Raw genomic sequence first — 20,335 nt, 5'->3', positions numbered from 1 at the left:
AGCGTCTGTCTGCGGTCATTTCCAGTGAAGCAGGCGGCGGAACCTGCGGCCCACGACCGACGTCACTCCTCGTACGCCCGGCGCCACCCGCAGGGCGAGCGCCCCGGAGTGCGTCGCGTACGGCTGCACCAGCAGCACCCCGTGCCGCAGGCTCGGCACCGCCCGGCGGCCCAGCCGGCCGGCGCCGTCCAGGGCGTGGGCCGTGGTGTCGCGGCTGGTGCCGTCGTCGAAGCGGAGCGTCAGGTTCACGTCCCAGGTCCCGGTGCCGAGCGCCGCGAGGTCGACCGGGGTCTCGGCCGTCCAGCCGCCGCGGTCCGGGTCCCGCCGGAGCGCGGCCGTCGTGGTGAGGCCCACCCGGGTCTCGTCCTCCCGCCGGACGAACTCCACGTCCACCCGGTACGGGCGCGCGTTCTCCACCCGCCCGTACAGCTCGTGCAGACGCAGCCGCAGGCAGGTGGCACGCGCGCGTGGGCGCAGATCCGCGTCGACGGCGACCGGAAGGTGCCGCATGGGGCGGTGCAGCAGATGCTCCAGCCGGACCTCCGGCAGGTCCGCCGACCAGACGGGAGCGCCGTCCTCGGTCTGTGCGTAGGGCGGGGTCAGCCGCGCCGGGCGGGCCGCCAGTTCCTTGATCCGGTGCAGATCGCGGGGCTGTTCGGCGGCGAGCACCACCTGCGCCACGACCCGCCCCGGCACGGACGCCTGCGCGAGGTCGGCGGCGTCGAAGTCCGACAGGTACGCGCGCGTGAGCGTCCACCACTCACCGCGGTACCCGGGTTCACGCAGCGGGAGTTCCCGCGCGTACATGCGCAGCCCGCGGTCCAGGAAGGCCGCGCGCGCCGCTCGTGCGAGCCGCTTCTCGCCGGCGCCCAGCAGGATCTCGTACGCCTGCCGGTTGGCCTCCATGCGCGCCTTCCAGTTGTCGACGTCGGCGCGGTCGAGGGAGATCGACAGCCGCCGCGCCGAGCGGCGCACATGCCAGACGTAGACGGTCTCCGGCACCAGGGCGATGCTCGGACCGGCGGCCAGCACGCGCGCGGTGAACACGAAGTCCTCGTAGGGGAAGCGGCCTTCGGGGAAGCGGATGCCGTGCTCGCGCAGAAAGTCGGTCCGATAGAGCTTGTTGACGCACAGTGTGTCGTGGGCCAGGCGGGGGCGCCGCGAGGGGCGGGAGACCAGCGCGGGCCGCTCGTACAGCTCCGGCTGCCAGGGGACCTCGCGGCCGGACGGCAGCTCGCGGCGCACGCACAGACCGGCGGCGACCGGGGTGCCGTGCGCGACGGCCGCCATGAGCAGGGCGTCCACCGCGCCGGGCGGCAGTATGTCGTCGCTGTCCAGGAACATCAGATACGGGGCGGTCGCCGCGTCGATCCCGTCGTTGCGCGGGGTGCCGCAGCCACCGCTGTTGGTGGTTCTGCGCACGACTTTCACCCGCCGGTCCTCGGCCGCGAGGGCGTCCAGCAGTTCGGGGCTGCCGTCCGTCGAGCAGTCGTCGACCGCGATCACCTCGCGGACGATCCCGCCCTGGGCCAGGGCCGAGCGCACCGCGGCGGTCACATGAGGGGCGTCGTCGTAACCAATGACGACGACGCTGACCTGTGCGTCGTGAGGGTGCATCGAATCCACGAGCCGGAGCCTAGGGAAACCTGGTAATTATCTGTTAAGAGCCGATTAACCGCCTGTGTGGAAGACGGCAGGAATGCGGTCGGGGTTCCGCGGCGAGGCGCCCGATTCCGGCCGTTCCGGAGCGGGGCGTCCCGAACGCCACAGGAGCACGAACGACAGTACCGCCGCCGACGCCAGCAGCCCGTTGCGTACGACCATGAGCACACAGCCCAGCCAGGTGCAGTTGATGACGTCCCCGTACAGGGCGGGGTACTCCACCGTGCTCACCGCGCTCGCCGCAAGGACGAGCGGGGCCACCCAGCGCTGGGTGGTGTGCCGTGAGGTCATGCAGACCGCGGTCAGTCCGATCAGCCACACCATGTACTGCGGACTGATGACCCGGCTCGTCACTGTGAACAGCAGAACGGCCGCGAGCGCCGCGTCGTAGGGGGTCGCGGGCGTCCAGCGGCGGGCCCGCACCCGCCAGAGCAGCAGCAGGGCGAAGGCCACCGCGGTCAGCCCGAGGGAGCAGACGGCGACCGCGTGCACATGGGGGCCGACGAACTCGACGGCCCCGTACTGGTAGCGAGTGCGCCCCGGCCAGCCGGCCCGGCGCGCAAGCATGAGCGCCGTGCCGCCGAGCGACTCGATCTGCACGCCCCGGCCGCCCTGCTGGCGCAGGAAGTCGAGCGGGTTGCGGAACAGGGCCACGAGCAGGGCGAGCAGGGTGACCGCCGCGACCACGGCCGCCGTCCATGCCTCGCGGGTGCCACGGCCGCGCGGGGTGCCGAGGAGCGCCAGCGCCGGCCACACCTTCACCAGGGCGCCCAGCGCCGCGAACGCGCCGCCCACGCGCGGCCGACGGGACACCGTCAGCAGCGAGACGACCGCGAAGGCGGTGACCTGGACGTCGTAGCGGGCGAGCGGGACGTGCAGCAGCAGGGGCAGCCCCGCCGTCCACAGCACCGCGCCGCGCAGCGAGCGGCCGGGGCGGGTGCCCGCGCGGGCGAGGACGAGCGTGATCACGGCGTCGGTGAACAGGGTGAGGGTGACGAACGCCTGAAAGTATGTCAGGCCCGGCAGCAGCGCGGGTGACAGCAGCACCGCGCCCGCTCCCGGCGGGTACTGCCACAGGTGGTCGCCCGACGGGAAGCTGCCGTGCGCGAGGACGCCGTACCAGTGGAAGTACAGCGCCCACACCTCGCGGGCGACCCCGCCCCGGCCGAGCAGGGGGTACTGGTCGTGCGCCAGCAGCCACAGCATCAGCGCCCGGGTGGTGAGCCAGCCGGTGGCGAGAAGAAGCAACCGATGTGTCGTACGGCCCCTCTTCCAAATCGGTGGCTGCGGCTCCGGCGCGGACGGGGGTGCGGGGGGCTCCATGGCACTCTTCAAGGCACTCATCAAGCCCGGATGGTAAGCCGCCCAGATGTCGTAAGGGTGCAGATACGCCGTCAATAAGCGGCAAAGGTTAGTTAATAGTACTAAGTCAGCACATGTTGAATGCCTTCCATGAGTCGGTCAGCGGTGAGGTGTACGGAACGCGTGGCCGTCCTCGTGCCCGTGGCCGTGATGGTCGCGCTCGGGCTGTGGGGACTGGACCGCGGCGGCATATGGCGTGACGAGGCGGCCACGTTCCAGGTCGCGCGCCGATCGCCCGCGCAGATCTGGCGGATGCTGCACCACGTGGACGCGGTGCACGGCCTGTACTACCTGCTGATGCACGGCGTCCTGGCCCTCCAGCCCGGCGAGGTGCTGCTGAGGCTGCCCTCGGTCTGCGGGGCGGCCGCGACGGCGGGCCTGGTCGCCGCGCTGGGCAGCCGGCTGTGCCGTCCGCGGGTGGGGCTGTGGGCGGGGCTGCTGTACGCGGTCACGCCGATGGTCGGGCACTACGCGCAGGAGGGACGCAGCTACGCACTGGTCGCGGCCGGGGTCGCGGGCGCGACGCTGCTGCTTCTGCGGGCGGTGCGGGACGGGAGCTGGTGGCCCTACGGGCTCGTCCTCGCCGTCACCTGTGTGCTGCACGAGTTCGCGGTGCTGGTGCTGCTCGCGCATGCCTGCGCACTGGCGCTCGCGCGGGTGCCGGGCCGGGTGTGGCGGGGGTGGGCCCGCGCGGCCGGGGCCGTGGCCGTGGTGCTGCTGCCCCTCGCGCTGGTGTCCCGGGGCCAGTCGGCGCAGGTGGCATGGCTGACCCCGCCGAACGGGCGGAGCGTGGAGCGGCTGCTGCGGGAGTTCGCGGGGCCGTCGTGGGCGGTCCTGGGGCCCTGTCTGGTGCTGATGGCCGTCGCGGTGCTCGGGCCCGGCGCCCGGCGCGGGCTGTCGCCGGCCGGGGTCGCGCTGCCGCTGATGCTGGTCCCGCCGGCGGTGCTGATGGCGGTGTCCCGGGTCAGCCCGCTCTACGACGACCGGTATGTGCTGTATTCGCTGGCCGGGGCGCCCCTGCTGGTCGCGGCCGGTGCCGATCGGGTGGCCGGGATCCTGCGCCGGGCCGCCGGAGCCACGCCTCCCGCGGCGGGTGGTGGCCGCCCGTACGCCGCCGGTGTGGTCGCGCGCGGCCCCGCGCCTCTCGTGCCGCGCCGGCCGGTGCCGCACGGGACGGCGGTGGCGGTGCGGGAACGGCCGGAGGTCTGTGTGTCCGGCACCCGCCCGGTGCTGCGGCGGCTCTCCGTGCCCCGTGCTCGCGCGGTCCCGGGCCGGCGGCCCCGGCCCCCCGCCTCCGGTGCCCAGCCGGCCCGGCGGCGTCATCTGGGGGCCCTGGTCGGGGCGGTTCTCGTCTGCGGGGCGCTGGCCGTGCAGTTTCCGCTGCTCAGGGCCGACCGAAGGGCCGCCAACCGGCCCGATGACCTGGCCGCCGTCTCCGCCGCCGTGGGGCGCACGGTACGGCCCGGGGAGGCCGTCCTCTTCCTGCCGTCGCTGGAGCGGCGGTCGGCACTGGCCTATCCCGCCGGGTTCCGGGGGATCCGGGACGTGGCGCTGGACGTGCCCGCGGCCGAGGACGGGACGCTGTACGGGCGCGAGGTCGGCCCCCGGGAGCTGCGGCGGCGGCTCGGCGGACTGGGGTACGTCTGGGTGATCGGCGAGCAGTACGCGTTACGGCCCTCCTGGACCCCCCGCAACGCCACCGACCGCGCCAAACTCGCGGTGGTGCGCGAGGAGTTCGTCACCCGCGCGGAGTATGTCCACCGCGGCGTCACCCTTCGACTCTATGTACGCCCTAGAAGCACTCGGGAGTCTCGTTCAGCGCCGCCGCGTCCAGCATCCGGGTCAGCTCGTCGAGGCGGGCCCGCAGGTCCGTGATCTCCGCGATGTCGAAGCCCGTCGCCGCGGCGATCCGGCGCGGCACGAGCAGCGCGCGCTCCTTCAGTGCCATGCCGTCGTCCGTGAGGTGGACATGCACCGACCGCTCGTCCTGGGTGCTGCGCTCGCGCCGCACCAGGCCCGCCGCCTCCAGCCGCTTCAGCAGCGGTGACAGCGTCCCGGAGTCCAGCCGCAGATGCTCGCCGAGCTTCTTCACCGGCAGCTCTCCGCGCTCCCACAGCACCAGCATCACCAGGTACTGGGGGTAGGTGAGGCCCAGCTCCTTGAGCACGACGCGGTACACGCCGTTGAAGGCGCGGGAGGCGGCGTGCAGCGAGAAGCAGATCTGTTGGTCGAGGCGCAGGTACTCCTCGGCCGCGGGGGCCTCGGAGACCGCCGTGCTGGGTGTCGGCGTCGTCGTCATGGCTCCAGGGTAGCTCCGCAGCGCACCGTTTAGTTGTGCACAACTAAATTGTGTGCTCTAATGGTGCCCGCAAGGCGGCCCGGACGGAAAGCAGGGCCGGCCGCCCGAAGAGACTTTTGAAAGGGATGGTTTTCCATGGACGCGCTCTACACCGCCGTCGCCACCGCCACCCACGGCCGCGACGGACGCGCCGTCAGCTCCGACGGCAAGCTGGACCTCGACCTGGCCATTCCGGTGGAGATGGGCGGCAACGGCAAGGGCACGAACCCCGAGCAGCTGTTCGCCGCCGGGTACGCGGCCTGCTTCGCCAGCGCCCTCGGCCTCGTCGGCCGCGCGGCCAAGGTCGACGTCAGCGACGCCGCGGTGACCGGCGAGGTCAGCATCGGCAAGCAGGGCGAGGGCTTCGGCCTCGCGGTCACCCTGCGCGTCGAGCTGCCGGAGTCGGTGGACCAGGAGACCGGCCGCAAGCTGGTCGAGCAGGCCCACCAGGTCTGCCCCTACTCCAACGCGACCCGCGGCAACATCCCGGTCGAGCTGGTCGTCGAGTAACCAGACCGGTCGGGCAACCCGTCGGGTGCCCACAGTCCCGTGCCCGGCGCCGGTGAGGATCTCTCCCGGCGCCGGGCACGTTCTCATGTCGTGGTCAGCACATCCGGTTCGCCCGCTGCCGGGGCCGGGATCGACACCGGGACGTCCGGCTCGCCCAGCATCAGCATCCGCACCACCCGCCGGGCCGCCTGCCCGTCCTCGAACTCGCAGAACCGCTCCCGGAAGCCGGCCCGCAGTCGCGCCGACTCCGCGTCCCGCCAGCCCCCGGAGGCGAACAGGGCGGCCAGCTCCCGGTACGAGCGCGTGACATGCCCCGGCGCGTCCGCCGTGAGGTCGACATACGCGCCCCGGGCCGCCGTGAACGCGCCCCAGTCATCGGCGTGCACGACGATCGGCCGGTCCAGGTTGGCGTAGTCGAACATGATCGACGAGTAGTCCGAGACCAGCACGTCCGAGGCGAGCATGACCTCCTCGACGTGCGCCTCGTCGGTGGCGTCGACCAGCACTCCGCGCCGGTGCAGCTCGGCCAGGCCCAGGCCGCGGGCCGGGCCCTCCGCCAGCGAGGGGTGCAGCCGGACGACCAGCGTGTGGCCCGCCCCCAGGTCCTCGGCGAACCGGGCCAGGTCGAAGCGCTCGGTGTGCCCACCCCGGATGTGGTCTCGGCGGGTCGGCGCGTACAGCACGACCGTGTGGTCCCCGGGGATGCCGTGCCGGGACCGGAACGCGGCCCCGTCGCCGGGCCGCGCGCCCACCAGCACGTCATTGCGGGGACTGCCGGTGCGCACCGAGGTGAAGTGGCAGGGGAAGGCGCGGTCCCAGACCAGCTCGGCGTGGCGGTTGGCGACCAGGCTGTAGTCCCAGCGGTCCGCGCGGCGCAGCAGCTGCGGCACGTCCACGCCGAACCGGGCGCCCGGCTTGTCCAGCAGATCGGCCCCCTCGTACTTCAGCGGGGTGCCCTGATGGGTGTGGATGTGGACGCTGCCGGGGCGCTTGACCAGGGTTTTGGGCCAGCTGACGTTGTTGACGAAGTACCCGGCCCGCGCGGCGAGACGGTGGTAGGCCAGGGAGTCCGGCAGCACGTACTCGATGTCCGGCGGAAGATGCTCCGCCTGGTCCGCGCGCACGACCCACACGCCCCGGATGTGCGGGGCGAGCTCCCGGGCCGCGCGATGGATCGCGGCCGGGTCCCCGAGCACCCCCCGGTGCGAGAACGCCGAGTAGAGGGCCAGTTCCGGGTCCAGGGGCCGCACCGCGTGCGCCCGGAACCAGCCCTTCTTGACGCGTCCGGCCGCCACCGCGCGGGCCTGCCCGCCCCGTCGCCCGAGCGCGTCGCCGAGCGCGGCGGCCCGCTGCCGGGCCCGGTAGCGGACATAGCCGCCCTGGAGGACGCGCAGGTCCGCCGGGACCGGCTCCTCCGTGCGGTGCTCGCGGAACAGCTCGGCGGTGCGGCGGAAGAACTCGCCCTTGGCGGACGCGGGCAGCCGGTCCGGTTTGGCGAGGATGTCCAGGCAGTGCTCGCCCATCTTGCGGTGCAGACAGGGGCGCCAGCGGGCCAGCTCCGGGTGGGCGTCGACGTAGGCGAAGACCCGTTCGTACTGGTCGTGGATGTCGAAGTGTTTACGGCTGGTGGTGGACAGGATGTTGCCCTGCCGGCGCTGCCGGTAGTTCAGGCAGATCCGGTCGAGAACCGCGATCCGGCGGGCGCTGAGCAGTGCGGGGAAGGTCCAGGGCGTGTCCTCGTAGTAGCCCGGCGGGAAGACGAGGCCGTGCGCGGTGACGTAGTCCCGGCGGTAGACCTTGTTCCACACCACCATCAGCAGGTCGAGGATCTCGGGGCGTTCCGCCGCGGTGAAGGTCCCCTCGGCCGCCTCCGCGAGCACCCGGGCCAGGGCGTTGCGCCGGGTGCCGCCCCACCAGTAGGTGCGGGCGTAGTCGAATACGAGGACATCGGGGCCGTCCGGGCTCTCCGCGTCGCGGGTCTCCGCCAGCCGGTCGGCGATCGCGCGCAGCGCCCCCGGGGTGAGCGTGTCGTCGCTGTCGAGGAAGAACAGATAGTCCCCGGTGGCGTACGGCATGCCGGCGTTGCGGGCCCGGCCGAGGCCGACGTTCTCGGGCAGGTGCAGCACCCGCACGCGCGGGTCGCGCTCGGCGTACTCGTCGAGGATCGCTCCGCAGCCGTCGGGCGAGCGGTCGTCGACGGCGATCACCTCGAAGTCGGTGTACGACTGCCCGAGCACCGAGTCGAGGCACTCGCCGAGGAAGCCCTGCACCTTGAAGACGGGGACGATGACGCTGAAGCGGGGCACGTGGGTCAGCTCCTCACCAGGCAGTGGGCCGGGGCCGGGACGCGCTCGGCGAGCGGGATCACAGGCGGGATCGACTCGGGCGGCTCGCCCAGCAGCACCCGGCGCACCACGCGCTCGGCGGCGCGCCCGTCGTCGAACTGGCAGAAGCGCTGCCGGAAGGCGGTGCGCAGGGCGGCGGCGGAGGCGTCCGCGTACGTGCCGTCGCGGAAGAGCGCCGTCAGCTCCTCGGGCGTATGCGCCACCCGGCCCGGCGGTGCCTCCATCAGGTCGAAGTAGACGCCCCGGATCTCCCGGTAGACATCCCAGTCGTCCGCGTACACGACGATCGGCCGGTCCAGGTTGGCGTAGTCGAACATGATCGACGAGTAGTCCGTGATCAGGGCGTCGGCGGCCAGACAGACGTCCTCCGAGGAGCGGTGCCCGGTGACGTCGATGACCCGGCCCTCGCCCCGGGCCGCGCCCCGGTCGTAGAAGTAGTGGGCGCGCAGCAGCACCACGTACTCCTCGCCGATCGCCTCGCAGAACGCCTCCAGATCGAGGGGCGCGTCGAAACCGCTGCTCTGGTCACGGTGCGTGGGCGCGTACAGCAGGGCCGTCCTGCCCTCGGGGACGCCCAGCTCGCGGCGGACGCGGGCCACGTCGTCGGCGGTCGCCGTGTAGTAGACGTCGTTGCGCGGATAGCCGTACTCGAGGGTCTCGTACGAGCCCGGGAACGCCCGCTCCCACATCCGGGTGGAGTGCCGGTTGGAGGAGAGGTTGTAGTCCCAGCGGTCCACCCGCGCGAGCAGCTTGGTGAAGCTGCCGGAGGCGGCCGCGACCACCGGGTACGTCGACTGGTCGACGCCCATCTTCTTCAGCGGCGTGCCGTGCTGGGTCTGCAGATGCACACTGCCGGGACGCTTGACGACACCGTCCGCGAAGTTGGCGTTGTTGATCAGGTACGTGGCGCGGGCGAGCGCGTCCCAGGAGGCGCGGCTGCCGATCACCGCGTACTCCACGTCCTTCGGCAGGCTGCCCACCGCGTCCGGCTCGACCAGGAACACCGAGCGCAGACGCGGGGCCAGTTCGCGGGCCTTGGCGTGGATCGCGGCCGGGTTGCAGGCGTAGCCGCGGCCCCAGTACGCGCAGTACACGGCGAGATCGGGGTCGAGCGGGCGGCGCAGCTGGAGCGCGTACCGGGCGCGGGTGCGCACCGCCCGGGGCCGGGGCGCCTCCTTCGCCGCCTGCGCCGCCTGCGCCATGCCCTGGTTGACGGCCCGCAGCGCGTGGAAGGCGTCGTAGGCACCGGCCGCGAGCAGCCGGTGCTGCACCCCGACACTGCCCGCCGGGGGCCGGAATCCGGCCGGGCGGTGACGCCGGTACAGACCGCCCGCCCGCCGGAAGAACGCCCGTCGCAGATGCGCGGGCAGCCGCTCCGGATGCGCGGCGGTCCTCAGCACGGCGGAGAAGAGCTGTTCGAACAGCGGCCGCGACCGGTCCTCGGGCAGGACGAGTTCGGCGGCCCGGGTGAGGACCAGCTCGACCTGGTCCAGGAGGTCGAGCTGATGGGCGCCGGGGCTGTGCAGCCGGCTGCCCTGCCGGCGCACCAGATGCCGTACACAGACCGAGCGCAGCACGGCGATCCGCTCGGCGGTGAGCGTGACCAGACCGCCCCAGCCGATGTCGGTGAAGTGGCTCGCGGGGAAGGCGAGCCGGTGCCCGGTGACGAACGCGCGGCGGTACGCGGCACTCCACGCGGGCACCGACACCCCGGTCAGTCTCGGCGCCCGGTCCGGCGCGAACGCCCCGTCGGGCGCCGGGCCCAGCGGGGGCGTGGCGGTGCCGGCGTCCCACCAGTGGACCCGCTCGTGGTCGAAGAAGAGCACGTCCACGTCGTCGGTCGCGGTCAGCCGCGCGTCGATCGCGGCCAGCGCGCCCGGCGTGAGGACGTCGTCGCCGTCGAGGAACAGCAGATACGTCCCGGCCGCCGCCGCCATCCCGGTCGTCCGGGCCACCCCCAGGCCCCCGGCGGGTGGCGAGGTGAGCGGTACGACCCTGCTGTGCCGCTCGGCGTACGCGGCGGCGACCGTGCCCGCGGGGGAGTCGGGGGCGTCGCAGACCGGGATCACCTCCACGTCGTCGAAGGACTGGCCGAGGACGGAGTCCAGCGCCTGGGACAGACGGCCGGCGACACCGAAGGCGGGGACGATGATGCTGAAGCGGGGCATTCTGGTCTTTCTCTCGGGCCCCGGTTCCGGTGCCGGGGCCGGTGCGTCGTGGGGCTTACGGGTACGTCAGCGCCCGGGCCGTCCGGCAGGGCGCCAGGTGAACGGCCTCGTGGGGGTGGGTCTGCGCGGCATGCGGAACTCCGTCTGCTCAGGGGGTTCAGAGGCGTTCGGCGACCCGGGCCGGACCCCCGGGCGCCGGAACGGCGGCAAGCGGTACGGCGGGCAGCCCCGCGGCGGCGGACGGGACCGGGTGCCGGCCCTCCGGGGGCACGACCGAGGGCAGCCCGGCGTTCTCCCCGAGCACGACCCGGCGCACGATCCGCTCGGCGGCGCGCCCGTCGTCGTAGGGGCAGAAGCGCTCGCGGAACGCGGCCCGCAGCCGGGTCGAGCGCGAGCCGCACCAGTGGCCGGTCGCGAAGATGTCGATCAGCTCGTCCTCGCTGCGCGCGACCGCGCCCGGCGGGAAGGCGCGCACGTCGAAGCAGGTGCCGCGGGTCGCCTCGTACGCCTCCCAGTCGTCCGCGTACACCACGATCGGCCGGTCGAGGTTGGCGTAGTCGACCATCAGCGAGGAGAAGTCGGTGACCAGCGCGTCCGCGGCCAGGCACACCGACTCCACGCTCGGATGGTCGCTGACGTCGATCAGCCGGCCGCCGGTGGCGCGCGTCAGCGGCTCGCCGTACGAGGGGTGCGCGCGGGTCAGCAGCACGAAGCGCGGGCCGAGCCTGCTCAGAAAGCGTTCGAGGTCCAGGCCGGGGCGCGGGCCACGCCGGTAGTCGCGGCAGGTCGGCGCGTACAGGACCGCCACCGCGTCCGCGGGGATGCCGAACGTCTCGCGCAGCCGGGTGACGTCGGCCGAGGTCGACCGGGCGAAGACGTCGTTGCGCGGGAGGCCGTACTCCAGGGTCGTGAAGCGGGACGGGAACACGCGCTCCCACACCAGGGTGGAGTGGCGGTTGCCGGAGACGACGTAGTCCCAGGTGTCGGCGGTGCGCAGCATCCGCGTGACATCGGTGTCGCGGGCGGCGGCCGGACGGTCCTGGAGGTCCAGGCCCATTCGCTTGAGCGGGGTGCCCTGCCGCGTCTGGACCAGGATCTGGCCGCGGCGCTTGACCAGCCGGGGGCCGAAGTCGGCGTTGTGCACGAGGTACCGGGAGCGGGCCAGTGCCGTCCAGTACGCGGCCGAGCCGGGCCGCAGCCGGCGGGTGGCCGCCGGGATCGTGTGGTGGTGCTCGGGGCGGGCGATCCACGCGGTGCGGATCCCGGGGAACAGCCTGCGGAACGCGGACTCCAGGGCGGCCGGGTTGCATCCGTACCGGCCCCCCGTCTCCGTGGTGAACACGGCCCGGTCGGCGCGCAGCGGAAGGCACAACTGCAGGCGGTAGTGCGCCCACAGCGCCACGGCGGCCGACCGGCGGGCCGCCCCGGTGGCCAGGCGCCTGGTGCCACGCGCCAGACGGGAGGCCAGGGACAGCAGGCGGAAGGTGCGGTGCGCGCCGAAGCGGACCAGCAGATGGCGCGGGCGCAGCGGGGCGCCCGGGACGCGGTGGCGGCGGTGGTGGTCGCGGGCCAGGCGCAGGAACTCACCGTGGCTGCCCCGGGGCAGCCGGCCGCGCCGGACGAACACCGTGGCCAGGTGGTCCACCATGCGGCTGAACAGCGCCGGCCGCCAGCGGGCGAGTTCCGGATGCGCGTCCAGGTGCGCGAACACCCGGTCGTACTGGTCGAACACATCGAAGTGCCTGCGGCTGGTCGAGCCGAGGATGCTGCCCTGCCGGCGCTGGCGGTAGTGCACGCAGACCCGGTCGAGGGTGGCGATCGTCTCCGCGGTCAGCAGCACGGGGAACGTCCAGGGCGTGTCCTCGTAGTAGCCCGGCGGGAAGGCGAAGCCCTCGCGCTCGATGAACTCCCGGCGGTACGCCTTGTTCCACACCACCATCAGCAAGGAGAGCAGCCCGGGCCGGTCGTCGAGGCGGAAGGGCGCCGGGCCCTGCTCGCTGAGCACACCGGAGAGCCGGTTGCGGACCGTCCTGCCCGTCCAGTACGTGCGGGCGTAGTCGAAGACGAGGACGTCCGGTTCGGAGGTCTCCTTCAGTCGGTCCGCGATGTCCTGGAGGGCGTCCGGGGTCAGGGTGTCGTCGCCGTCCAGGAAGAGGACGTAGTCGCCCCTCGCCTGTTCCAGCCCCGCGTTGCGGGCCCGCCCGAGCCCCACGTTCTCCGGCAGGTGCAGGGGGCGGACGCGGGGGTCGCGGGCGGCGAACTCGTCGATGACGGCGCCGCAGGCGTCCGGCGAGCAGTCGTCCACCGCGATGACCTCGAGATCGGGGTACGACTGGTCCAGCACGGAGGTCAGGCATTCCTCCAGGTACGCCTGAACCTTGTACGCGGGAACGATGACACTGAACCTGGGCAAGGGGAATCCATGGGTCGGCGCGGGCATACTGCCCGAAAACGGCCTGCGGAGCGGTTTGGTTACGCCCGGGTGCCACATGAGGGGGAACGTCGAAGGAAACCCCAGGTGAACGACGTGGGGTGGACCGCGGCCGCGGTGCACCCCTGAATCCCCGTGCGAGCACGGCTACTTGACGGTACCTGCCATGACACCGGACACGAACTGGCGCTGGAACGCGAAGAACACGGCCAGCGGGATCACCACCGAGATGAACGCGCCGGGCGTGAGGACGTCGATGTCGTTGCCGAACTGGCGTACCTGCGTCCGCAGGGCCACCGTGATCGGCTGGGAGCCCGACTTGGTGAACACCAGGGCGACCAGCATGTCGTTCCACACCCACAGGAACTGGAAGATGCCGAGGCTCGCGATCGGAGCACCCTCGCCCGGCCTTGCGCCTACGGCCCTCGGGGCCGCGAACCTACAGCAGCGAGGGCACCTCCGTGGCCGACACCGAGCGGGCCGCGCGCTCCAGCGCGCTGGCGAGGAGCGCCAAGTCCGTGGGCCCGTTGCCCAGTTCACGGACCGGGCGGCGCGCCGGCGGGTCGCCCATGCGGTGCCACTCCAGGGGCACGACCGTGGGGCGCAGCGTCGCCGTGCGGGGGATGCGCCCGGTGATCCGGCCTCCCTGGAAGGGGGTCACTTTGCAGTCAACGCCCGTCAACCGGCCACGCCCGGGCGCCGGTTCATCGGGGCCGGGCGTCACCGCGTCCAGGGCGACCCGCAGCGAGGCCGCGCGCGCCGACTCCCACTCCGCCGTCCGCCCGCCCGGGCCCGCCGCCGCGACGAGATGCACCCCGAGCCGCTCCCCGTCCCGGGCCACGGCCTCCAGAGCCCGCACGACCGAACCGGCCGCCGGGCGGCCCGCCGCGCCCAGCGCGGGGGACAGCAGCGCGTCCAGGTCGTCCACCAGCACCACGAGACGGGCCAGCGGCGGTCCGGGCTCCGGGCGCTGCCGTGTCGCCGCCGGCCGCAGACGCAGGGTCGTGCTCGGCGGGGAGTCGAGGTCGCCCGCGGCCGAACTCCCCGTGCGCTGCGGGCCGATCCGCTGCGACACCTCCTGCTGTACGTGCCACTCGGCGAAGTCGAGCCGCCCCAGCAGCTCGGCCCGCCGCTTCAGCTCGGCGCTCAGTGACTGCGCGAACTCCCGCATGCGGACCGGGTCGTTGGCCGTCAGATGGGTGGTGACGTGCGGCAGATCCGTGCCGACGCGCAGGCCCTCGGGGTCGGTGGCGCCGTTCGGGCCGCAGCCGCCGCCCTCGACGAGCACGATCCCCAGCCGGTCCGGACGCTCGGCCGCCGCGAGCGACGCTGCGATCGAACGCAGCAGCTCCGTACGCCCGCTGCCGGGCGGGCCCTCCACCAGCATGTGCGGTCCGTCGGCGGCCAGATCCACCGTCACCGGACCGCGCGGCCCCGCGCCGAGCACCGCCCAGGCGCGCCCGCCCGGCGACCTCGTGTCGTCCGCCGCGTCGGCCCAACGGGCCATCAGGGACGCCGGGGTGGCCCGCGCCAGGCCCAACTCGTCCAGCAGCCGCGCAGCCTGGGGCAGCGGCGCCGACACACGGGGATGCCGGTCCCCGCCGCCGTCCGTGCGCAGCGGGGCGAGCGCCCGCGCGAACCGCTCCGCCCACGCCGGGGACACCGCGTCCACGGCGGCGACCGTGCCGTGCCCGACGGGGACGCGCGGACCCCGCGAGGAGTCCGCGCCCCCTCCGGGCGCGACCCGCAGCAGCCGCAGTGCCGTCGCCACGTCGCCGCACAGCAGCGCCACGGCCCCGCACTCCCGGAACGCGGGCGATGCCGCGCACGCCGCCTCGTAGGTCTCCGTCACCGGGGAGGCGGGCGATGCGGAGGGCGCCTCGGCCAGACACAGCACATGGATGCCGGCCCGCGCCCCGTCCTGCGCCAGCCGCGCCACGGCCTCGCGCACGTCCGCGCCGCCGGGGTCGCCGTCCACGACCACCACCGTGTACGGCCCCGGGAAGGCGCCGCCCGGTTCGGCCTCGGCCCGCGCCCAGGAGGGCCGACGGAGGGCGCCGCGCACCTCGTCGGCCGGGCCCTCGGGGGCCCCGGCTCCTGGGGATGCGCGGTGCGTGGCGGTGGTGGCAGAGGTGCCCGGCACGCCGTCGTGGTCGATCAGATGGTCCTCGAGGCGCCGCAGCAGTTCGTCCGTGCGGGCCGTGGCCTGCTCGCGGTCGTACGCCAGCAGAAGCCGGCAGTCCTGGCCGTGGGCCGGGCGCAGATGCGGCAGCCAGCCGAGCCAGGCCCAGTCCGCGGTGCGTTCCTCCAGCGGGCGTGAGCGATCGGCGCTGATCAGGACCAGCTCCAGCGTGTCGGGGGAGTGCAGCGCGGCGAGCTGCGCCACCACCGCGCGCGCCAGCCCCGCGAGCCGCGCCCGGGGCCCGGCCAGGCCGAGCGCGCCCGCCTCGCGCAGTCCGGCGGTCACCGGCACCGCGGGCAGCAGCCCTGTGCCGTCCCGTGCCGCCCGATCAGCGGTGCCCAGTCGCACGGTGAGCGCCTCCGGGTGGCCGGGGTCGCGCTCCCACAGGCGCGGCCCGGGGCCGAGCGCGCTCAGCAGCAGCGCCGCGAGGTCGGGCCATGTCTCGGGGGCCGGGGCGGCGACGGACGCGGGCGCCGATATGACCGCGCCCTCGTCGAAGCCCGGTCGTGCGGTGCCGGCCGGTTCGCCGCGGCTGCCGGTGAGACGCCGCGCCCACGCGGTGAGCCCGCGCCTGCGCCCGCCCGGCGGCATGTCCTCGCCCCGCTGCCCGATGCCCGGCGCCCCGCCCTGCCCGGCCACGGTGGGCGCCGTCGGGGCGCCTCCCGGAAGCGGGAGCCGCGGGGCGGGCGGCTCCACCGGGCCGTGCTCCTGTGCCCCGGGGGCGGCCCCGCCGGAGGCGCCCCACTCGGTGACGCCGAAACCGTGATGGGTGTCTCCGGAGGCGAGGCCGTGTCCGTCCCGGGTCGGGGCGCCCGTGGTGCGGTCCTGGTTCGTGATGCCCGGGGTGCCGTCGCGGCCGGGCGTTCCCGCGGCGGCGACCCGGCCCGGGCCCCCCGTGGGGCCCAGGTCCGTGTCCGTGGCGCTTGCCTCGCGCGGGTGCGGCACGGTCGCCGGGGGGCGGCCACCTTCCAGGGGTCCCGGGGCCTCCTCGCCCAGGACCCGCACCTGCCCCTCGCCGTCCGGCGCCGTCCGCACCTGCCGCGCCGGGCCGGGCGGGGCCAGGCGCAGGGCCGATTCGCCCAGGCGCAGCAGCGCCCCGGGGGCCAGGCGCACCGGGTGGTCGGTCACCTGCCTGCCGTCGAGCACCGTGCCGTTCGTGGATCCCAGGTCGGCGACCGAGACCCGGCCGTCGGCGGCGACCGTGACCGCGCAGTGCAGCCGGGAGACGTCGGGGTCGTCCAGCGGGACGTCCGCGTCGGCGGAGCGGCCGATGCGGACCACGCCGCCGTGCAGCAGATGGACGCCGCCCGCGTCCGGGCCCGCCACCACATGCAGCTGGGCCGCGTCCTCGTCGGGCTCGGGGCCCGGCTCCGCGGGCGCGCCCAGGGTCAGCACCGCCCCGTCCAGCAGCGGCGGCTCGCCCAGCGTGCAGCGCTGCGGGTCCAGCCGCTCCGAGCCCGCGTACAGCACCAGGGAACCCGCGCCGGGCTCCCGGCCGCGCTCGGGTGCGGGGGCGCCCCCGGCCGCGCCGACCGCCGAGGCCAGGCCCGACGCCACCGCGGCCAGTGCCGTGCCGGCGGGCGCGGTGACCAGCACGTCGCAGCTCGCGGCGCGCGCCCGTGACTCCGGGGGCGGGCCCAGCGGGTCTACGACGGTCAGCCGGATCTGCATCGCCGTCAGCGGTCCCTTCTGCGCGGGCGCCCGCGCGCGGGGACGGAGCCGTGCCGCGGTCCCCCCACCGCGAACTCCCCCACCGCACACGAGCACAGCGGCCAGTACGGAATGCATCCTCGCACCTGCCACCGACAACATGCCCGCCACCCAACGCCAAGTGATCTTGATTGGTCGGCTCTGCCCGCAAAAGTGCCTGACAGGTGCGCGGCCGGTGTCCGCTTGAGATCGGTCACGTCCGGCCACGGCAACCAAGGGACCGAGGGGAGCGTCTTTTCTTCGAACATGCACGAGAAGCGGAACGTAAGACGGACTGGACAACAGGGAGTGCCGGCGACCGCGGCACTACAGTGGGTCGGAACACGCTCGGCACGCCGGGAGCGGTGAACCGGAGTCGGCGGACGGACCAGGCAAGCAAGCAGCAGGGAGCGCATGACGTGCGGCCGGTAGGCAGCAAGTACCTGCTCGAGGAGCCGCTCGGACGCGGCGCCACGGGCACCGTCTGGCGAGCCCGCCAGCGAGAGACCGCGGGCGCCGAGGCGGCCGTGCCCGGCCAGCCCGGCGAGACGGTCGCGATCAAGGTTCTCAAGGAAGAGCTCGCGAGCGACCCGGACATCGTGATGCGGTTCCTGCGGGAGCGGTCCGTCCTGCTCCGGCTCACCCATCCGAACATCGTCCGGGTGCGCGACCTGGTGGTCGAGGGCGATCTGCTGGCGCTGGTCATGGACCTCGTCGACGGTCCCGACCTGCACCGCTACCTCCGCGAGAACGGCCCGTTCAGCCCGGTCGCCGCCGCCCTGCTCACCGCACAGGTCGCCGACGCGCTCGCCGCGAGCCACGCCGACGGCGTCGTGCATCGCGATCTGAAGCCCGCGAACGTGCTGCTGAAGCAGCACGACGGCCAGATGCACCCGATGCTGACCGACTTCGGCATCGCCCGGCTGGCCGACTCGCCCGGCCTCACCCGCACCCAGGAGTTCGTGGGCACGCCCGCGTACGTCGCTCCCGAGTCGGCCGAGGGCCGCCCGCAGACCTCCGCCGTCGACATCTACGGCGCCGGCATCCTGCTGTACGAGCTGGTCACCGGCCGTCCGCCGTTCGCCGGCGGGACCGCTCTGGAGGTCCTCCACCAGCATCTGAGCGCCGAACCACGCCGCCCCTCCACCGTGCCCGACCCGATGTGGACGGTCATAGAGCGCTGCCTGCGCAAGAACCCGGACGAGCGGCCGAGCGCCGAGAACCTGGCGCGGGCGCTGCGCGTGGTCGCCGAGGGTGTCGGCGTGCACTCCAACGCCGCCCAGATCGCCGCCGCGGAGGGAGTGGCCGCGCTGCTCGCGCCGGACCCGGCCCCGGCGCCCGTGCCCGGCTCGGCCGACCCCACGCAGGTGCTGCCACAGGGCGCGGCCGGCGCGTACGACCCGAACGGGGCGACCAGTGTCCTGCCGCACACCTCGGGCGCCGCTGACCCCACCGCCGTCCTGCCGCACAGCGGAGCCGCCGATCCGACGGCCGTGCTGCCGCCGATGCCGCAGCACGGGCCCGGCGGGCCCCAGGGACCCGGTGGGCCCCAGGGACCCGGTGGGCCCCAGGAGCCGCACCCCTGGCAGAACCAGCTGCGCGCGGCCCGCGACCGCAACGAGCAGACGCAGGTCCAGGCCTACCTCGACCCCGGTGAGGACCCACTGCGCCGCCGTCCGCAGCGCCAGGTGGCGCGCCCGCAGCAGCGCCCCCAGCAGCAGCCGCCCCCCGGGTACGGCTACCAGCAGCAGCCCCAGCAGTACGCGCCCCAGCGGCAGCAGTACGCCCCCGCCCCTCCGCAGCAGCAGCCGCAGCGCTACGCGCCGGCGCCGCAGCAGCAGCCCCAGCGGCCGGAGCCGCGTCCGGCGCGCGAGCCGCGGCCGCCGCGTCAGCGCAGCGCCAACCCGATGAAGATCCCGGGGCTCGGCTGTCTGAAGGGCTGCCTGTTCATCGTCCTCATCCTGTTCGTGGCCGGGTGGCTGGTGTGGGAGTTCAGCCCGCTCCAGCACTGGATCGGCACGACGGAGTCGTACTGGCAGCTGCTGAGCGGCTGGTTCGACAAGGTCACCGGGTGGATCGGCGATCTGAACTCCAAGTAGGCGCCCCGGACTCCAAGTGGTCGACGCGAGCGCCGAGTAGCGGGCCGATCGGCCCACGTGTGCCGTGGGTCTGGGGATTTGTCGACATCCGAGGGGTGATTTCGGGCTCGACGGTGAAGGTTGCCCCTCCGGACGCGTAGTTTTGTCGATCGGGGCCAGGGCGGGCCGCGGCGTCAGCCGCTCGTTCCGTGCCGGGGCCCCGCATCGGCGCAGCGTCGGCAACAGGCGTCCCCAGTAGGAGCAGTCTTGGCACGGAAGATCGGCAGCCGGTACACCGCGAACCAGATCCTGGGGCGGGGGAGCGCCGGCACGGTGTGGCTGGGCGAGGGGCCGGACGGCCCCGTCGCCATCAAGCTCCTGCGGGAGGACCTCGCGTCCGACCAGGAACTCGTGGGCCGCTTCGTCCAGGAGCGCACGGCGCTGCTGGGGCTGGACCATCCGAACGTGGTGTCCGTACGCGACCTGGTGGTCGACGGCACCGATCTGGCGCTGGTCATGGACCTGGTCCGGGGCACCGACCTGCGCACCCGGCTGGAGCGGGAGCGCCGTCTCGCGCCCGAGGCGGCGGTGGCGATCGTGGCGGACGTGGCGGACGGGCTGGCGGCGGCGCACGCGGCGGGAGTCGTGCACCGGGACGTCAAGCCGGAGAACGTGCTGCTGGACATGCAGGGGCCGCTGGGCCCCGGCGGCGCGCACCCGGCGCTGCTGACCGACTTCGGCGTGGCCAAGCTGATCGACTCGCCCCGCCGGACCAAGGCGACCAAGATCGTCGGAACCCCCGACTATCTGGCCCCGGAGATCGTGGAGGGGCTGCCGCCGCGCGCGGCGGTCGACATCTACGCCCTGGCGACGGTCCTGTACGAGCTGCTGGCGGGCTTCACGCCGTTCGGCGGCGGTCACCCCGGGGCGGTGCTGCGCCGCCATGTCACCGAGACCGTGGTCCCGCTCCCGGGCATCCCCGAGGAGCTGTGGCAGCTGATCGTCCAGTGCCTGGCCAAGGCCCCCGCGTCCCGGCTGCGGGCCTCGGAGCTGGCGTCGCGGCTGCGGGAGCAGCTACCGCTGCTGGCGGGGATGCCGCCGCTGGAGGTCGACGAGCCGGACACCGAGCCGGCCGACGAGCCGGCCGAGGCGGCCGGGCCCGGAGAGCCCGCGGCGGCGCGGGTGCGGCGCGGGGCGGTGCCGCTGGTGCCGGGGGCCAAGCCCGACTCCAACCGTGACACCCATACGTCGATGCGCGTGCCGGGCCCGGACGAGCTGGCGGGCGGCGCCCGCGGCACGGCCCGCGCGCCCCGCGCCACCGGAGCCCCCCGCCCGGGCTCGGCCCGTCACCGCGCGCAGACCCGCCGGCGCCGGATCGTGCTGGGCGCGGCGACCGCGGCCCTGCTGGCGGCGGTCGGGATCGGCACCTGGCTGGCCACCTCGGGGGACGACGGCGCGGGCCCCTCGGACACGAAGAACTCGGCCCCGGCATCCCCCTGAGCCCCGGCCGTCGCACGGCGCCCCCGTGAACCGGCGGTGACCGGGCACTGGCTTCTCGGCGGAGCCGTTA

Annotated in this window: 11 protein-coding genes and 1 pseudogene; 4 read left to right on the top strand and 8 right to left on the bottom strand. The window is 74.3% G+C overall.

The features are described from left to right. Nucleotides 1–15: 15 nt before the first annotated feature. Both ACFY2Z_RS33910 and ACFY2Z_RS33905 read right to left on the bottom strand, forming a co-directional pair. Nucleotides 16–1,617, bottom strand: a complete 1,602-nt coding sequence (locus tag ACFY2Z_RS33910; RefSeq protein WP_390747911.1) for a glycosyltransferase family 2 protein — start codon at nt 1,615–1,617, stop codon at nt 16–18. Nucleotides 1,618–1,671: 54 nt separating this feature from the next. Then, nucleotides 1,672–2,868 carry a glycosyltransferase 87 family protein gene (locus ACFY2Z_RS33905; RefSeq protein ID WP_390747910.1) on the bottom strand — a complete coding sequence of 399 codons (1,197 nt, stop codon included), beginning with the start codon at nt 2,866–2,868 and terminating at the stop codon, nt 1,672–1,674. A gap of 246 nt (nt 2,869–3,114) precedes the next feature. Here ACFY2Z_RS33905 and ACFY2Z_RS33900 point away from each other — a divergent pair, with 246 nt between their 5' ends. After that, nucleotides 3,115–4,899 carry a hypothetical protein gene (locus tag ACFY2Z_RS33900; protein ID WP_390747882.1) on the top strand — a complete coding sequence of 595 codons (1,785 nt, stop codon included), beginning with the start codon at nt 3,115–3,117 and terminating at the stop codon, nt 4,897–4,899. Here the strand turns inward: ACFY2Z_RS33900 and ACFY2Z_RS33895 are convergent. Further along, on the bottom strand, nt 4,817–5,323 hold the full coding sequence (locus tag ACFY2Z_RS33895) for a MarR family winged helix-turn-helix transcriptional regulator (protein WP_390747881.1): 507 nt from the start codon (nt 5,321–5,323) through the stop codon (nt 4,817–4,819). The genes ACFY2Z_RS33900 and ACFY2Z_RS33895 overlap by 83 nt on opposite strands. A 135-nt stretch (nt 5,324–5,458) precedes the next feature. On the opposite strand from ACFY2Z_RS33895, the gene ACFY2Z_RS33890 reads away from it, so the two are divergent. Continuing rightward, complete coding sequence (locus tag ACFY2Z_RS33890) at nt 5,459–5,872, top strand: organic hydroperoxide resistance protein (protein WP_390747880.1); 414 nt, start codon at nt 5,459–5,461, stop codon at nt 5,870–5,872. Nucleotides 5,873–5,955: 83 nt separating this feature from the next. Here ACFY2Z_RS33890 and ACFY2Z_RS33885 read toward each other — a convergent pair whose 3' ends face one another. From ACFY2Z_RS33885 to ACFY2Z_RS33865, 5 genes and pseudogenes are all read right to left on the bottom strand, one after another. Beyond that, nucleotides 5,956–8,178: a CDP-glycerol glycerophosphotransferase family protein gene (locus ACFY2Z_RS33885; protein WP_390747879.1), complete on the bottom strand. Its 2,223-nt coding sequence runs from the start codon at nt 8,176–8,178 to the stop codon at nt 5,956–5,958. 5 nt (nt 8,179–8,183) lie between these two features. Beyond that, the gene (locus tag ACFY2Z_RS33880; protein WP_390747878.1) at nt 8,184–10,385 is read right to left on the bottom strand and encodes a CDP-glycerol glycerophosphotransferase family protein; all 2,202 of its coding nucleotides are present in this window, start codon (nt 10,383–10,385) and stop codon (nt 8,184–8,186) included. Nucleotides 10,386–10,542: 157 nt separating this feature from the next. After that, on the bottom strand, nt 10,543–12,798 hold the full coding sequence (locus ACFY2Z_RS33875; RefSeq protein ID WP_390747877.1) for a CDP-glycerol glycerophosphotransferase family protein: 2,256 nt from the start codon (nt 12,796–12,798) through the stop codon (nt 10,543–10,545). A 165-nt stretch (nt 12,799–12,963) separates the two neighbouring features. Then, nucleotides 12,964–13,224 (bottom strand): annotated as a pseudogene (locus ACFY2Z_RS33870) (carbohydrate ABC transporter permease); the annotation flags it as partial. A gap of 31 nt (nt 13,225–13,255) precedes the next feature. After that, nucleotides 13,256–16,669: an FHA domain-containing protein gene (locus ACFY2Z_RS33865; RefSeq protein ID WP_390747909.1), complete on the bottom strand. Its 3,414-nt coding sequence runs from the start codon at nt 16,667–16,669 to the stop codon at nt 13,256–13,258. A 437-nt stretch (nt 16,670–17,106) separates the two neighbouring features. Here ACFY2Z_RS33865 and ACFY2Z_RS33860 point away from each other — a divergent pair, with 437 nt between their 5' ends. Then, complete coding sequence (locus ACFY2Z_RS33860) at nt 17,107–18,786, top strand: serine/threonine-protein kinase (RefSeq protein WP_390747876.1); 1,680 nt, start codon at nt 17,107–17,109, stop codon at nt 18,784–18,786. 246 nt (nt 18,787–19,032) lie between these two features. Beyond that, a complete protein-coding gene (locus ACFY2Z_RS33855) occupies nt 19,033–20,265 on the top strand; it encodes a serine/threonine-protein kinase (RefSeq protein ID WP_390747875.1) in 1,233 nt (410 codons plus the stop codon). Nucleotides 20,266–20,335: the final 70 nt, after the last annotated feature.

This window comes from Streptomyces sp. NPDC001222, from assembly GCF_042896945.1.
GTDB lineage: Bacteria > Actinomycetota > Actinomycetes > Streptomycetales > Streptomycetaceae > Streptomyces > Streptomyces gibsoniae.
The sequence above is the reverse complement of the archived record's forward strand: the minus strand, read 5'-3'. Positions and strand labels throughout refer to the sequence as shown.

Coding starts and splice junctions, on each gene's coding strand:
- ACFY2Z_RS33910 (WP_390747911.1), bottom strand. CDS start 1,617: ATGCACCCTCACGACGCACAGGTCAGCGTCGTCGTCATTGGTTACGAC.
- ACFY2Z_RS33905 (WP_390747910.1), bottom strand. CDS start 2,868: ATGCTGTGGCTGCTGGCGCACGACCAGTACCCCCTGCTCGGCCGGGGC.
- ACFY2Z_RS33900 (WP_390747882.1), top strand. CDS start 3,115: ATGAGTCGGTCAGCGGTGAGGTGTACGGAACGCGTGGCCGTCCTCGTG.
- ACFY2Z_RS33895 (WP_390747881.1), bottom strand. CDS start 5,323: ATGACGACGACGCCGACACCCAGCACGGCGGTCTCCGAGGCCCCCGCG.
- ACFY2Z_RS33890 (WP_390747880.1), top strand. CDS start 5,459: ATGGACGCGCTCTACACCGCCGTCGCCACCGCCACCCACGGCCGCGAC.
- ACFY2Z_RS33880 (WP_390747878.1), bottom strand. CDS start 10,385: ATGCCCCGCTTCAGCATCATCGTCCCCGCCTTCGGTGTCGCCGGCCGT.
- ACFY2Z_RS33865 (WP_390747909.1), bottom strand. CDS start 16,669: ATGCAGATCCGGCTGACCGTCGTAGACCCGCTGGGCCCGCCCCCGGAG.